15 protein-coding genes are annotated in these 13832 nt (G+C 47.7%); 8 read left to right on the top strand and 7 right to left on the bottom strand.

Features of this window, described 5'->3' with window-relative positions; translation table 11 throughout:
• Positions 1–29 precede the first annotated feature (29 nt).
• From pcnB to CBP12_RS08910, 6 genes are all read left to right on the top strand, one after another.
• On the top strand, positions 30–1433 hold the full coding sequence (gene pcnB / locus CBP12_RS08885; RefSeq protein WP_086964114.1) for a polynucleotide adenylyltransferase PcnB: 1404 nt from the start codon (positions 30–32) through the stop codon (positions 1431–1433).
• A complete protein-coding gene (gene folK / locus CBP12_RS08890; RefSeq protein ID WP_086964115.1) occupies positions 1430–1936 on the top strand; it encodes a 2-amino-4-hydroxy-6-hydroxymethyldihydropteridine diphosphokinase in 507 nt (168 codons plus the stop codon). Before pcnB ends, folK begins: the two co-directional genes overlap by 4 nt.
• Entirely contained in the window at positions 1929–2723 is a 795-nt protein-coding gene (gene panB / locus CBP12_RS08895; protein WP_086964116.1) for a 3-methyl-2-oxobutanoate hydroxymethyltransferase, read from the top strand. The genes folK and panB overlap by 8 nt, the downstream gene beginning before the upstream one ends.
• Before the next feature lie 17 nt (positions 2724–2740).
• Entirely contained in the window at positions 2741–3586 is an 846-nt protein-coding gene (panC, locus tag CBP12_RS08900) for a pantoate--beta-alanine ligase (protein ID WP_086964117.1), read from the top strand.
• 144 nt (positions 3587–3730) lie between these two features.
• On the top strand, positions 3731–4117 hold the full coding sequence (gene panD, locus CBP12_RS08905) for an aspartate 1-decarboxylase (protein WP_456093787.1): 387 nt from the start codon (positions 3731–3733) through the stop codon (positions 4115–4117).
• Positions 4118–4272: 155 nt separating this feature from the next.
• A complete protein-coding gene (locus CBP12_RS08910) occupies positions 4273–4890 on the top strand; it encodes a GNAT family N-acetyltransferase (protein WP_198341778.1) in 618 nt (205 codons plus the stop codon).
• 157 nt (positions 4891–5047) lie between these two features.
• On the opposite strand, the gene CBP12_RS08915 is transcribed toward CBP12_RS08910, so the two are convergent.
• From CBP12_RS08915 to mpl, 5 genes are all read right to left on the bottom strand, one after another.
• Positions 5048–5821 carry an ABC transporter permease gene (locus tag CBP12_RS08915; protein WP_086964119.1) on the bottom strand — a complete coding sequence of 258 codons (774 nt, stop codon included), beginning with the start codon at positions 5819–5821 and terminating at the stop codon, positions 5048–5050.
• The gene (locus tag CBP12_RS08920) at positions 5818–6741 is read right to left on the bottom strand and encodes an ABC transporter ATP-binding protein (RefSeq protein ID WP_086964120.1); all 924 of its coding nucleotides are present in this window, start codon (positions 6739–6741) and stop codon (positions 5818–5820) included. Before CBP12_RS08920 ends, CBP12_RS08915 begins: the two co-directional genes overlap by 4 nt.
• 152 nt (positions 6742–6893) lie before the next feature.
• Positions 6894–7424 (bottom strand): hypoxanthine phosphoribosyltransferase, encoded by a 531-nt coding sequence (gene hpt / locus CBP12_RS08925; protein WP_086964121.1) that lies wholly within the window; start codon positions 7422–7424, stop codon positions 6894–6896.
• 96 nt (positions 7425–7520) lie between these two features.
• Positions 7521–8177 (bottom strand): flavin prenyltransferase UbiX, encoded by a 657-nt coding sequence (locus tag CBP12_RS08930; RefSeq protein ID WP_086964122.1) that lies wholly within the window; start codon positions 8175–8177, stop codon positions 7521–7523.
• Positions 8174–9562, bottom strand: coding sequence for a UDP-N-acetylmuramate:L-alanyl-gamma-D-glutamyl-meso-diaminopimelate ligase (gene mpl, locus CBP12_RS08935; RefSeq protein WP_086964123.1), 1389 nt, complete (start codon positions 9560–9562; stop codon positions 8174–8176). The genes CBP12_RS08930 and mpl overlap by 4 nt, the downstream gene beginning before the upstream one ends.
• 189 nt (positions 9563–9751) lie before the next feature.
• Here mpl and ppa point away from each other — a divergent pair, with 189 nt between their 5' ends.
• Together ppa and CBP12_RS08945 are read left to right on the top strand one after the other, a co-directional pair.
• Positions 9752–10282, top strand: a complete 531-nt coding sequence (ppa, locus tag CBP12_RS08940) for an inorganic diphosphatase (RefSeq protein ID WP_086964124.1) — start codon at positions 9752–9754, stop codon at positions 10280–10282.
• A 475-nt stretch (positions 10283–10757) separates the two neighbouring features.
• Positions 10758–11573, top strand: coding sequence for a TIGR03899 family protein (locus CBP12_RS08945; protein ID WP_086964125.1), 816 nt, complete (start codon positions 10758–10760; stop codon positions 11571–11573).
• Between the two features lie 92 nt (positions 11574–11665).
• On the opposite strand, the gene cysG is transcribed toward CBP12_RS08945, so the two are convergent.
• On the bottom strand, positions 11666–13072 hold the full coding sequence (gene cysG / locus CBP12_RS08950; RefSeq protein WP_086964126.1) for a siroheme synthase CysG: 1407 nt from the start codon (positions 13070–13072) through the stop codon (positions 11666–11668).
• A gap of 324 nt (positions 13073–13396) precedes the next feature.
• The gene (locus CBP12_RS08955; protein WP_086964127.1) at positions 13397–13798 is read right to left on the bottom strand and encodes a CBS domain-containing protein; all 402 of its coding nucleotides are present in this window, start codon (positions 13796–13798) and stop codon (positions 13397–13399) included.
• Positions 13799–13832 lie beyond the last annotated feature (34 nt).

Raw genomic sequence — 13832 nt, forward strand, 5'->3', positions numbered from 1 at the left:
TTTAAGCTAAAGGCCATGCGAGGTGTCCTATTTTTTCCCAGATTGCTGGCTTTTGTAAGAAGCTACTAAACCGAACTCCATCGTCGTCCACTGCACAGGAGACGTTACCGTTGCAACCCGTTATTTTAACGCGCGATCAACACGGTATCTCACGTCAACAAATCAGTGATAACGCCCTCAAAGTATTATACCGCCTGAATAAAGCGGGTTTTGAGGCGTACTTAGTAGGCGGTGGCGTACGCGACTTACTCTTGGGCCGCCAGCCCAAGGACTTTGATATTGCCACCAGTGCTACGCCCGAGCAGGTGAAAGCGCTGTTTAGTAACAGCCGTTTAGTGGGTCGGCGCTTTCGTTTGGCCCATATCTTGTTTGGCCGAGATGTCATTGAAGTGGCGACTTTTCGCGGGCACCACCATGAAGTGAATAATAATAAAAACATCTCCTCTCAATCGTCAGAGGGCATGCTGCTGCGCGATAATGTCTATGGCACCATAGAAGAAGATGCTGAGCGTCGCGACTTTAGTGTTAATGCGCTCTACTACAATATTGCTGACTTTAGCGTGGTCGGTTTCTCTAATGGCCTACAAGACTTAGACAATAAACGCTTAGAGCTCATTGGTGACCCAGAAACCCGGTATCGCGAAGACCCAGTGCGCATGATCCGCGCGGTACGCTTTTCGGCCAAGTTGGGCCTGACCATAAGCCCACGCACCGCCGCTCCTATTCGCGAGCTGGCGCCGCTATTAGGCGATATTCCTCCAGCACGCTTGTTTGAGGAAACGCTAAAATTATTAATGGCCGGCTACGGCCTAGAAACCTATCGCTTACTCCAACATTATCAGTTGTTTGCGCCGTTATTTCCGGAAGCAGCCGACATTATAGGCCAAGAAGACAATGACTATCATCGCTTTCTTGAACTAGCGCTGACAAATACCGATGAACGTATCGCTCAAGGCTTGCGCGTTACGCCCGCATTCTTATATGCCGCTCTCCTATGGGGACCGGTAGAAATGCATACCCAACAGTTTATGCATGAAGGCGGCCTTAATTATTATGATGCCTTCTTACTGGCGATGGATGAAGTGTTGGCTCGCCAAGTGAAGAGTGTGGCCATTCCGCGGCGCTTTAGCTCAGTGGTACGTGATATTTGGATGATGCAAGAGCGCTTAACTAAGCGCAGCGGCAAACGACCGCACCGTTTACTGGAGCACCCTAAGTTTCGCGCCGGCTACGACTTTTTACTATTGCGTGCCGAGCTAGACCCTAAGCTTCAAGAATTAGCTCAGTGGTGGACCGAGTTTCAACAAGCTAACCCGGTAGATCGCAAACAGCTTTCTCGCCATGCTCAGTCGCGTCATAACCAATTAGGGGAGGAGCCGGCCAGTAAGCGCAAGCGCCCTCGCCGCCGCCCGCGTAAGAAAAAAGAAGCATGACTCGGGTCTTTGTCGGCTTAGGTGCTAATTTAGCCCAGCCCGTCGCGCAAATTCGCGCCGCCCAAGTGGCTTTAGAAGCGCTGGCGCTACCCAATAGCTTACGTCACTCGCCGCTTTATCAAAGCCTGCCGATGGGGCCCTCAGATCAGCCGCTCTATATCAATGGCGTGAGTGAGTTTGTGACTAAGCTTGCGCCTCATGCCCTATTAGATGCGCTCCAAGCCATAGAGCAAGCACAGGGCCGAGAGCGCAAGGAGCAGCGCTGGGGTGCCCGTACACTAGATTTAGATATCTTGTTGTATGGCAACCAACGCATCATTGATGAGCGATTAACGGTGCCCCATTACGGTATGAAGCAACGAGAATTTGTCTTATATCCACTGGCCGATCTATGCCCAGACTTAGTGTTACCTTGCACTACCCCACTGGCAGATTTGCTACTGACTTGCCCGCTTAATGGCATGACGCTATTAAGCTCAAGCCAAAGGAAGATTGATGAGTAAAATAACCACGGCTCGTTTGCTGGCCATGAAGCAAGAGCGCAGCAAAATTGCCATGATCACCGCTTACGATGCCACCTTTGCTACCCTCTTTGAGCAAGCCGGTGCCCACGCCATTTTGATTGGCGACTCACTCGGCATGGTTTTACAAGGTGAAGAGAGCACCTTAGGGGTCTCGGTGGCAGACATGGCATATCACACCCGTTGTGTAGCCAAAGGTACGGACAAAGCACTGGTGGTCGCCGACCTTCCCTTTATGTCCTATAGCAACCCCGAGCTAGCATGTCACAATGCGGCCATTTTAATGCGCGCCGGTGCGCACATGGTTAAATTAGAAGGGGGCGCTTGGCTCACCGACACCATTACTCAATTAACCCGCCAAGGCGTGCCGGTGTGCGGCCATTTGGGCCTAACGCCACAATCGGTGCATGTGTTTGGGGGCTTTAAACTCCAAGGTCGCCAGCAAGATCAAGCGGCGCAAATTAAAGATGATGCTAAAGTCTTAGAAGCGGCGGGTATTCAGTTGCTGGTCTTAGAATGTGTGCCAAGCCCGCTTGCTAAAGAAATTACCGAGTTATTAACCATACCGGTGATCGGTATCGGCGCAGGCCCACATACCGACGGCCAAGTGCTGGTTATGCAAGATGCCTTGGGCTTAACCACCGGTTATGTGCCTAAATTCACTAAAAACTTTCTTGCCGAGCAAGGCAACGTAAAAGCCGCCATTAGCGCCTATGTGAGTGATGTGGCTACGGGGCGCTTCCCAGGCCCTGAGCACAGTTTTAATTAAGCCGAGATACCAATGCCATGTTGCCAATTGCTGAAATAACAACGCTGCGCGCTACTGTACAAGACTGGCGTCAACAAGGGCTCAAGGTGGGATTTGTGCCCACTATGGGTAACTTGCATGCCGGCCACCTCGAGCTGGTCAAAACGGCGCGCCACCACTGCGATAAAGTCATAGTGAGTATTTTTATTAACCCACTACAATTTGATCGCGCCGCTGACTTACATGCTTATCCGCGCACGCTTGAGCAAGATTGTGCCCAGCTAGCAGAGCTGGCCGATGCCGTGTTCACGCCTACGGCTGAGCTGATGTATCCCCAAGGTCAAACTCAGCAAACGCGAGTCTTAGTGCCAGGCATTAGCCAAGTATTAGAAGGCGCACTGCGCCCAGGCCATTTTGATGGCGTAAGTACAGTCGTGTGTAAGCTGTTTAATCTAGTCCAGCCTGATGTGGCCTGCTTTGGTGAAAAAGACTATCAGCAGTTGGCACTGATCCGTAAGATGGTGACAGACTTAAATATGCCCATAGACATTATCAGTGTGCCAACGGTACGTGCGAGTAATGGTTTAGCATTAAGCTCACGCAATGGCTACTTAACCGCTGCTGAGCTGGCATTAGCTCCGCAACTCGCCCGTACTATGCATCACATCGCCCAGCAGATACGCGAGGGGAGTCGAGATTTTACGGCATTAATAAATAGTGCGCGTGCCCAATTAAATGCGCACGGTTTTCGCACCGATGCCATTGATATTGTGGATGCTACTCACTTATTAGCCGTTGATGAACACTCAACAGCAGTGGTTATTTTAATGGCGGCCTTTTTAGGCAATGCACGATTAATAGACAATCAGGTAGTCTCTTTATAAGATGCGCCTACTTTTTCATACTACTTTTGGCAGAACGGTCTGATAAGCACTGGTATTAGCTAGCGCTTAGACAATGACTAACTAATTAGTCTCAGACTGAACTCGCCTCGTGCTCTTTGCTGAGCACTGTTACGGAGACCAAACATGGATATGCAACGCGTTATGCTAAGAGGCAAGCTGCATCAGGCACGAGTGACTCATGCTGAGCTAAATTACGAAGGCTCGTGCGCCATCGATCAAGACTTGTTAGATGCAGTGAACATTCGCGAATACGAACAAATCGATATTTATAATATCGAAAATGGTGAGCGCTTTCATACTTATGCCATTTCTGGTGAGCGTGGCTCTAAGATGATCTCACTTAATGGTGCGGCTGCCCGCAAAGCCGCGGTAGGCGATCGTATTATTATCTGTGCCTATGCGCCTATGTCTGAACAGCAGATCGAGCAGTATCACCCAAGCTTGGTCTATCTGGATGTAGACAATAACATAGTGCGCACCAGCAAAAATATTCCGCTGCAATTAGCTTAAACACAGCCGTGCGCTATACGTAGTGCGCCTTACGTTAAACGCTGTATGTTAAACGAAAAACACCGAGCCTTGAGCTCGGTGTTCTTGTTGATAGGCTAACTGTTGGTAAGCTAATTTAAGATACCTCGGAGCCAACTTCATTCATTATGCTACCAATGACCGTTAGTCTCACGCCGTTACGCCCACCCGATATTGAACAAGCGGCAGCGCTGTGTGCCGAGGCCATGCTAGATAATCCTTTGCATATTCGGGTGTTTGGCAATGATGCTATGCGGCGTAAACGCCGGCTAACATGCTTATTTAATGGTTTGCTGCCTTATATATTGGCTAAAGGTGAGCTGATGGGGGCCTACGACGGCCAGCAATTGCAAGGGGTATTAGGTCGGTTAGCACCTCATAGTTGCCAACCTAATTGGCAAGAGACGGTGAGCTTAGCGCCCGCCTTAATAAGCAGCAACTCACCGCTCGGCTGGTTACGCACACTACGCTGGTTATCAAGTTGGGCTAAACTTGACCCCAGTCTGCCTCACTGGCATTTAGGCCCGCTAGCCGTGGCACCTCAGCATCAGCGCCAAGGCATTGGCCGTACCTTAATAGAGTACGCCATTCGCGAGGCCAATGAAGCCTGCTTATATTTAGAAACCGATAAGCTCAGTAATGTGCAGTTTTATCAAAGCTTAGGCTTTACTATTACCGCCACGCTCACACTGCTAGGTATTCAGACATGGTTAATGCAAAAAAGAAAGCCGTCCGTCATACGCTATATGCCCTAGGTAAACGACAAACATTATCTTGTTTCACGATCGACGTATCGCGTCCCACTGAGGTTTACTCATAAAAATGGCAGCTCATTGGCTGCCATCGAAAATCATCTCTCTTTTACTTACAGTGTACGGCGTTAAACGTACAGCTTCCCGAAGGGGCAAAGACTTAGGTTCGTAGTCCTTTACCAATGTGGATCAAATACCAAGCCCAGCTATAAAAAATTACAATAAAGCCAATAATAATGGTGTAGGCCACGCTTAAGCGCACATCAGAAATACCCAAAAAGCCATAACGAAAGGCGTTCACCATATAGAGGACTGGGTTGATATGGGAAATATTTTGCCAAATTTGGGGCAATAAACTAATAGAGTAAAACACTCCCCCTAAATAGGTGAGTGGCGTAAGAATAAAAGTGGGGATAATGCTGACATCATCAAAACTACGAGCATAAATAGCGTTTAATAAGCCGGCTAGTGCAAATAAAACCGAAGTTAAAAACACCGTAAAAATAACGCTAAATAAATGCTCGATGTGCAAATCAACAAAAAATAATGATACCAAGCTTACAATTAGACCCACCAGCAAGCCGCGTACTACGCCACCGCCCACATAACCGGCGATAATCACATAAGTGGGCACAGGTGCGACTAATAGCTCTTCGACGTTATTTTGAAACTTACTACTAAAAAAAGAGGAGGCCACATTCGAGTAAGAGTTAGTGATCACCGACATCATAATTAAACCGGGGACGATAAAGGCCATATAAGAAAAGCCATCCATCTCGCCAATACGCCCGCCAATTAAATTACCAAAGATAACAAAATATAACGACATAGTAATAGCGGGCGGTACTAAGGTTTGTAACCATATACGACCAAAGCGCACTACTTCGCGGATCAAGATGCTCTTAAAGGCCACATAATAATGCTTACCGCTCATACTGCTGCTCTCCCATGCTCTACCAGTGACACAAATAACTCTTCTAGGCGGTTAGCCTTATTACGCATACTTAATACCCGCACGCCTTGCTCGTTGAGTTGAGCAAAGACATTATTTAAACCTTGGTCTTTTTTAACTTCAACTTCTAGCGTGTGATCGTCTAAGAGCTGCCAGTTAAAGCCCGATAAGAAGGGCTCTCGACCATCGGCTGCTAAATCTAGAATAAAGGTTTCTACTGTCAACTTGCCCAGTAAGCCTTTCATACTGGTATTTTCAACCAATAATCCTTTATCAATAATACCGATATGGCGACATAGTAATTCCGCCTCTTCTAAATAATGAGTGGTTAATATAATGGTGATGCCTTGCTCATTAATGTGTTTAAGAAAATCCCACATAGCACGGCGGATCTCGATATCTACCCCAGCGGTCGGCTCATCAAGGATCAATAGCTTAGGCTCATGCATAAGCGCGCGCGCTATCATTAAGCGGCGCTTCATACCGCCCGATAAGGTGCGGGAGGTAACTTGGCGCTTATCCCATAAATCCAGCTGTTTTAGGTATTTTTCAGCGCGTATTTTGGCTTCTTTGCGATCTACGCCATACAGTCCTGCTTGGTTGATCACCACCTGTTCTACTTTCTCAAACTGATTAAAGTTAAACTCTTGCGGCACTAATCCAATGTGAGTTTTAGCCGCCTCTAAGTCAGTATCGAGATCGTAACTAAACACCTTAACACTGCCCGCGGTTTTGTTAACCAGAGAAGAGATAATACCAATGGTGGTGGACTTACCTGCTCCATTAGGACCAAGAAGCGCATAAAAGTCGCCCTGCTCTACGGTTAAATCGATGCCTTTCAGGGCCTCTACCCCGCCGGCATAAGTTTTACGCAAGCCGGTAATTTCCAGTGCTTTGGTCATCAATAGCTCCATAACATAAAAAGCCTAGAGACGGTCAACGAGTAAACTTCGTCGCCTGATCCCTAAGCTGAGAGTAATAGTGAGAGGTATGAAGTGCAGTGTGAGGAGAAAGACATACACCTCGCTCCTCACGCTTTACACCTCACAAAAAATCATTCCAGCGGTATTACCTTGCCGATGTAAGGCAGGTTGCGATAGCGCTGGGCATAATCGATGCCATAGCCCACCACAAATTCATCGGGAATGGTAAAACCCACCCAGTCTACCGGCACCTGTACTTCTCGCCGCTCAGGCTTATCTAATAATGAGCAGATCGTTAGCGAGGCGGGTGCTCTTAACGATAAAATCTCTCGCACTTTACTTAAGGTGTAACCGGTGTCGATAATATCTTCCACTATGATGACGTGTTTACCGTGAATTTCATCATCCAAGTCTTTTAAGATACGCACATCGCGATTACTTTCAGTGTTGCTGCCATAACTGGACGCCGTCATAAAGTCTAGGCGCACCGGCAACGGGATCTGGCGACACAAATCGGCCATAAAGACACAAGAGCCGCGCAGTAAACCCACCATCACCAGTTCGTCTACCCCTTGATAATGCTCGGTAATTTGCTCGCCTAACGCTTTAATCCTTGCCGTTACTTCTTCCGTACTCAGCAGGACCTCCACTGTGTGTTTCATTTTCGCTCCGTTGGGGTGCACCCACTAATTAAAGAGACATTCTATCGGAAATCTAACTGAGCTGCATGTGGCATACCTAAGGCGTAACTTCTCGCCTTACCCCTCACCTTGTTTCGCGCCATATCCCCAGCGTGACATCAGCGCGTGGTCCAAGTCGAGGTGATCTAAGATGCGCGCCACCATAAAGTCTACTAAGTCTTGAATAGTTTTCGGCTGATGATAAAAGCCCGGTGAGGCCGGCATAATAGTGACGTTTAACTGAGCCAGCTTTAGCATGTTTTCTAAATGCAGCGCCGAGTAAGGTGACTCCCGAGGCACAATAATTAACTGCCCTTTTTCTTTGATCACGACATCGGCCGCGCGCTCAATTAAATTATCTGAATTGCCCATGGCAATAGCAGCGACCGTGCCCATGGAGCAGGGGCAAATAACCATGCGCCTTGGTGCACCTGAGCCAGAGGCTACCGGCGAAAACCACTCTTCTTTGCCATAGACTTTTAGTTGCTCAGATTTGGCCTGAAAACGCTCGGTCAATAATGTTGCCAGTGCCTCAGGCTTAGCCGGCCACTGTTCTTGTTGTTCGGTGGCCATCACTACCCTAGCGGCACTCGAGACTAATAAGTGCACTTGTAAGTCGGCAGCTAATAAACGCTTTAACAACTCAAGGGCATAAGGCGCCCCCGAGGCGCCCGATAATGCCAGCGTAATTTGCTGATCTCTTGGGTAGTTAGGCACTAAATTAAGTGCGCTCATAGTGAGGCTCCTGCACGTAGTGCTAAGGCATCTAATAGGCGCTGATGAATGCCGCCAAAGCCGCCATTGCTCATCACCAAGATATGATCTTGGTCTTGGACATCTTGAATAAGTGCGGCGATAAGAATATCTAAGTCTTCATAGATTTTTCCTTGCGGGCAGGCTTGAGCTACTGCGCTTAAGTCCCAATCTAAGCCGCTGGGTTTAAAGAAATAGGTGGCATCGGCTAATTGCAATGAATCGGCTAGAGGTTGTTCGTGAATGCCCATTTTCATGGTGTTAGAGCGCAGCTCTAACACCGCCAAGATGCGCGGGCGCACAGCTAAATTTCCTTGGGCTTTTATTTGGGCATTAAGGCCGGCAAGGGTAGTAGCAATTGCGGTAGGATGATGAGCAAAGTCATCCCATACCCGCACGCTCCCTACTTCGCCTTTTAGCTCCATGCGCCGCTTTGGTGAAATAAAAGCATTGAGCGAGCGAATGGCCTCGCTGACAGGTACTCCCGCATGGCGGGCTGCGGCTAAGGCCATTAAGCCGTTGTTCACATTATGTAAGCCCATGCAGCCCCAATGTACTTCTCCCACTTGCACCCCATCGAGCCATACCGCAAAGGCACTGCCATCGGCGGCTAAAGGATTCGCTAGCCACTTACCGTCTAGCCCAAGGTATTCCACTTCACTCCAGCAGCCCATGGCCAATACTTCATCTACCGCGGGGGTTTGGGTAGGCACTAATACGCGGCCATGGCTCGGCACCATCCGTAATAAATGGTGAAATTGGCGCTGAATGGCGCTTAAGTCAGGAAAAATATCTGCATGATCAAATTCTAAATTGTTCACAATTAAGGTACTGGGACGATAGTGCACAAACTTAGAGCGCTTATCGAAAAAGGCACTGTCATATTCATCGGCTTCAATGACAAAAAATGGCGCATCGCCTAAGCGCGCCGAGACATCAAAATTGCCAGGCACGCCGCCAATTAGGAATCCCGGCTTAAGGCCACAATCTTCTAAAATCCACGCCAACATGCCAGCGGTGGTCGTCTTGCCATGAGTGCCGGATACCGCTAGCACCCAGCGCTCTTGTAAAACATGCTCCAACAACCACTGCGGACCAGAGGTATAAGGCAGGCGACGGTTTAGCACCGCTTCTACACAAGGATTACCTCGGCTCATGGCATTGCCAATCACCACTAAGTCGGGCGTATCGTCAAGCTGAGCGACGTCATAGCCCTCAATTAGCTCAATACCTTGGGCTAAAAGTTGACTGCTCATGGGCGGATAGACATTGGCATCACTGCCCGTTACACGATAGCCAAGTTGTTTGGCAAGAACGGCGAGGCCACCCATAAAGGTGCCACAAATACCGAGAATATGAATATGCATAAGGTGCCTCTGGCTGCGAAATTGAGCTTATTCTAACAATCTGCCCGCACTTTGGGCACTTGTATGGCGATCTCTACGACACTAGTTATAATATCGGCCTATAAAGCGGCGTAGTTGTATTATCAAACTCGCATGCTAAGCGTGGTAAACTCAACTTAAAGTTTGTAACACACTATTAAAGGAACTCTCATGAGTCTGAAAAACGTCCCTGCTGGCCTTAATTTGCCAGAAGATATTTATGTTGTAATTGAAATTCCCCAAAATGCCGATCCTATTAAATACGAAGTAGATAAAGACACAGGCGCGCTTTTTGTTGACCGTTTCATGTCTACGCCGATGTTTTATCCTTGTAACTACGGTTATGTTAACAACACGCTGTCACTTGATGGTGACCCAGTAGACGTATTGGTACACACTCCTTACCCACTGGAAGCCGGCTCTGTGATCCGTTGTCGCCCAGTAGGCGTACTGAATATGACCGATGAGTCTGGTGAAGATGCAAAAATCATCGCCGTGCCTCACACTAAGCTAAGCAAAGAGTATGAGCACATCCAAGACATTAATGATGTGTCTGAGCTACTTAAAGCCCAAATTCAACACTTCTTTGAGCATTACAAAGATTTAGAAGCAGGCAAGTGGGTTAAGTTAGCCGGCTGGGGCGATAAAGCCGCCGCTAAAGATGAAATCTTAAGCTCTGCTGAGCGCTTCAACAAAGGCTAAACTGTGGTTAGTCAGATTAAAGCCCCCTGTTAGGGGGCTTTTTTATGGCTAATAGCTAAGGGTGCATAGTGGCACTCGGCTTAGTAGTTAATAAGTAAGGTTAATTTTTTAGTAGGAAGGGTTTATTAGCAGCTAAGCAAAGAAAGCTTTCTTTACTTAATTAAAATGCGCTGCAATAGAAGAGCATTAGAGCTACAAAAAATGGAAAATGCGGACATTAGGCGAGATAAAGAGAATGCAGACGCTGAATAATTAAAAGATAAGCCCCATCACGTTATTACCTTTTGATTAGGCTTATTCTATGATGGCAATGATGGCTGCTAAAATACCTAAGCTTGATAAATAGCCCACCATTAATAACACTCTAGCCATACTGTTTTTCCCTTTTGGATTTTGTTGCATATACATGCGCCACTCCATTTTCTGATAAGGCGCAATTTTAACATGGAACCAACATGGTTAACAATAGAAACTGATGACACGAAAAAACGCAACACTCGAAAATAAGCTCAAAAATCGTCGAGCACTTCTCCAGCAAATTGCCGAACAACGAGGCATTGCAGGAACTTTGCATGGCGATAATAAAATTAGCTTGGGTGAGCGTTTTAAAATTCGCCAACAGCTAGACGATGCTGCGCGGCAAAAAAATTTAGAAACTATTGTTGAATTGGCCAGTCGTCAAGATAAGGGAGAGTTAGGTCACGAGCCCGATCCAGATTGGCTTAGCCACTTTCTCGGTCTGGCAGAAAATATTCGCCACCCCGCTATGCAACAATTTTGGGCAAATATTTTATCTCAAGAAATGCTAAGCCCCGGCCATTGTTCTGTTCAAGCCTTAAGCCGCTTGCAAGTAATGACGCAAAAAGACGCGCTGCTCCTACAAAAAGCCAGTGCACTGGCCTGTCATTTTGGCGATGATAACTTGCGCCTTCTCTTTGGTTATCAATATCGCACTATCTTACAAGGCCAGCGCCAACAACGTCTTAACTTAGGCCGCTACCGCTTACCTTATGCGGGAATGTTGCAATTATTCGAGTTGGGTTTATTACATCAAGCGGAATTAGAGTCAGGGGAATTATCACAAGCAAGCCCGCTAAAGGTCATTTTACAAAACCAAACTCTCACCTTACAGCCACAGCGTAAAGGCATTCGCTTGCTTTATTATCGTTTCACTACTGTGGGTAATGAGCTAGCGGCACTCATTACTGACACGCCCCCTGTTGATTATCGCAATGATCTACAAGACTTATTAGCGCCATTAGGCCAACTGAGTGCTAAAAATCCGTCTTAATACGCTGAGATAAAAAATACCGGCTCAAGGCCGATATAAAGGGGGTATATAAGACAGTGCTTCATTTTTTAGCTGGCGCTCAGCACTGTCACTTACGCGTATTGTTCTTGAGCTTCTGCTGGAAGTGCTGCGCCCTGTTGCGGTTTAAACCAAGCCAATGAGTCGGCTAAAGTAGTTACCTCGCCAATGACCATTAATGAGGGGCTGACTACTTGCTCAGCTAAGCTGGCTAGCTCTTGTAAGCTGCCGCGCACCACTCGCTGCTCAGGTGTGGTACCGCGCTCAATTAAGGCCACCGGCGTGTTCGCTGACAAGCCATGTTCAATAAGACGCTGTTGAATATGTGCGGAGCGCATTAATCCCATATAAATAACCAGCGTTTGACGACTTTGCGCCAATGACGCCCAGTTTGGCTCTTTGCCGTCGACTTTGCTGTGGCCGGTAATAAAGACCGCACTTTGCGCAAAATCGCGATGAGTTAGCGGAATACCCGCATAGGCAGTAGCACCTGCGGCGGCGGTAATACCGGGCACCACCTGATAAGCAATCCCTGCCGCTTTTAAGATTTCTAACTCTTCGGCGCCGCGCCCAAACATAAAGGGGTCACCGCCTTTAAGACGCACCACCCGCTTGCCGGTTTGGGCTTGCTCAACTAATAACTCATTAATTCTATCTTGAGGCACACTATGGTGACCGGCTTTTTTACCGACCGCAATCAGCTCGGCTTCAGGGCGGATCAAGGCCATGATCTCTGGCGACACTAGCTGGTCGTATAATACCACTTCCGCTTTTTGTAATTCGTTTAAGGCCTTAACGGTAAGTAGCTCAGGATCGCCTGGCCCCGCTCCTACCAATATCACTTCACCTAATTGCGGCTTAGTAATCGCCTGCTCTAACCAGCGCTCTGCCGCTGCCGTTTCACCTTGGGCTAACAAATTATTAAGAGTGGCGTCATCTTGAGCACGCGCCCAGAAACGTCGACGCTGCTCGCTGCTAGCAAAACTGGCTTGCACTTTATGGCGCAGCTTGCCGGCAACGCGGCTCAGATCACCCCAGTGTTTGGGCAATAAGGCATTGAGGCGCGCGCGTAATAATCGTGCTAACCAAGGCGCATCGCCGCCGGTGCTAAAGGCTAATTGCAGCGGAAAGCGCTCTACAATCGAGGGGAAAATCACCGCTGAGCGCTTGCTATCATCGGCTTTATTAACCAATAAACCGCGCAAATTAGCACTTTGATACACCCGCGCATTCACTTCCTTTTTATCAGTTGCGGCCACTACTAAAAATTGCTCGTCTAAATAATGCTCTTCAAATACATCGTTTTGCCAAACAAACTGACTTTGCAACTGAGCTAACTCTTCACCTAACTGAGGCGCCACTATAGTTAAGCGCGCACCACGGGCTAGCAACACCCGCGCTTTACGCGCGGCCACCCCACCTCCGCCTACGATTAAGCAAGGACGGTGTTTGATTTTAATAAACAGAGGCAGGTGTTCCATGAGGTAATCCATAAATACGATGTAGTAATAGCTCTACTATAAAGCAGACCAACTAGATCTCAAAAGAATGGATAATGACTTTTTATTACTAAAAAGAATAAGTGAAAAATAACGCTGTCAGCCGTACGTTATAAGCCATACGTTGCAACTCAAGATCGCTTCGCAGCTGACACATTGCTGCTTAGGTGCGTTAAACTTATTTTTAACGGTCGGCTAATAACTGCTCTTCAAAAACAAATGCCGAGCAATCACTGCTCGGCATTTGTTGGATGTTACCTTTGTCTTTAACTGACAGCGTACAGCGATTAACGTACAGCTATGTCTTTATTTGATCACTTGACGCAATAGATCTTTCCAAGACACTAACCCTTGCAGTTTGCCATTTTCCATAACGGGTAAACAGCCGATATTATGCTCTAACATAATACGCGCCGCTGTTTGCAAGGTAGCCGCACCGGTAATAGTAATGACGTTGCGGCTCATGACCTGATGCACTCGACGTTGCAAGGTATCTCGATCGCGCTCCACTTCAGCATCTGTGCCTAGGTAAGGGCTCAGCGCCCACCCCATATCTGCATGGCTAATAATGCCACATAGCTGTTCTTGGCTATCCAGAACTAATAGATGGCGAAACGCCGACTGAGTGAAAATATCATGCACAAACTCCAACCGATCATCTTGATGAACGGTGGCAATACGTCGCGTCATTATTTCTTGAACACGCATACTTGCTCCTTAAGCTTAATCACTCAAGAAGCGG

Source organism: Oceanisphaera avium (assembly GCF_002157875.1).
GTDB lineage: Bacteria > Pseudomonadota > Gammaproteobacteria > Enterobacterales > Aeromonadaceae > Oceanimonas > Oceanimonas avium.

What these genes read in the sequence shown, in the direction of transcription:
- CBP12_RS08920 (WP_086964120.1), bottom strand. Translation starts at nt 6,741, where the DNA reads ATGACCAAAGCACTGGAAATTACCGGCTTGCGTAAAACTTATGCCGGC.
- panC (WP_086964117.1), top strand. Translation starts at nt 2,741, where the DNA reads ATGTTGCCAATTGCTGAAATAACAACGCTGCGCGCTACTGTACAAGAC.
- CBP12_RS08930 (WP_086964122.1), bottom strand. Translation starts at nt 8,177, where the DNA reads ATGAGCGCACTTAATTTAGTGCCTAACTACCCAAGAGATCAGCAAATT.
- ppa (WP_086964124.1), top strand. Translation starts at nt 9,752, where the DNA reads ATGAGTCTGAAAAACGTCCCTGCTGGCCTTAATTTGCCAGAAGATATT.
- CBP12_RS08945 (WP_086964125.1), top strand. Translation starts at nt 10,758, where the DNA reads ATGACACGAAAAAACGCAACACTCGAAAATAAGCTCAAAAATCGTCGA.
- panD (WP_456093787.1), top strand. Translation starts at nt 3,731, where the DNA reads ATGGATATGCAACGCGTTATGCTAAGAGGCAAGCTGCATCAGGCACGA.
- hpt (WP_086964121.1), bottom strand. Translation starts at nt 7,424, where the DNA reads ATGAAACACACAGTGGAGGTCCTGCTGAGTACGGAAGAAGTAACGGCA.
- CBP12_RS08910 (WP_198341778.1), top strand. Translation starts at nt 4,273, where the DNA reads ATGACCGTTAGTCTCACGCCGTTACGCCCACCCGATATTGAACAAGCG.
- panB (WP_086964116.1), top strand. Translation starts at nt 1,929, where the DNA reads ATGAGTAAAATAACCACGGCTCGTTTGCTGGCCATGAAGCAAGAGCGC.
- folK (WP_086964115.1), top strand. Translation starts at nt 1,430, where the DNA reads ATGACTCGGGTCTTTGTCGGCTTAGGTGCTAATTTAGCCCAGCCCGTC.
- CBP12_RS08955 (WP_086964127.1), bottom strand. Translation starts at nt 13,798, where the DNA reads ATGCGTGTTCAAGAAATAATGACGCGACGTATTGCCACCGTTCATCAA.
- cysG (WP_086964126.1), bottom strand. Translation starts at nt 13,072, where the DNA reads ATGGAACACCTGCCTCTGTTTATTAAAATCAAACACCGTCCTTGCTTA.
- mpl (WP_086964123.1), bottom strand. Translation starts at nt 9,562, where the DNA reads ATGCATATTCATATTCTCGGTATTTGTGGCACCTTTATGGGTGGCCTC.
- CBP12_RS08915 (WP_086964119.1), bottom strand. Translation starts at nt 5,821, where the DNA reads ATGAGCGGTAAGCATTATTATGTGGCCTTTAAGAGCATCTTGATCCGC.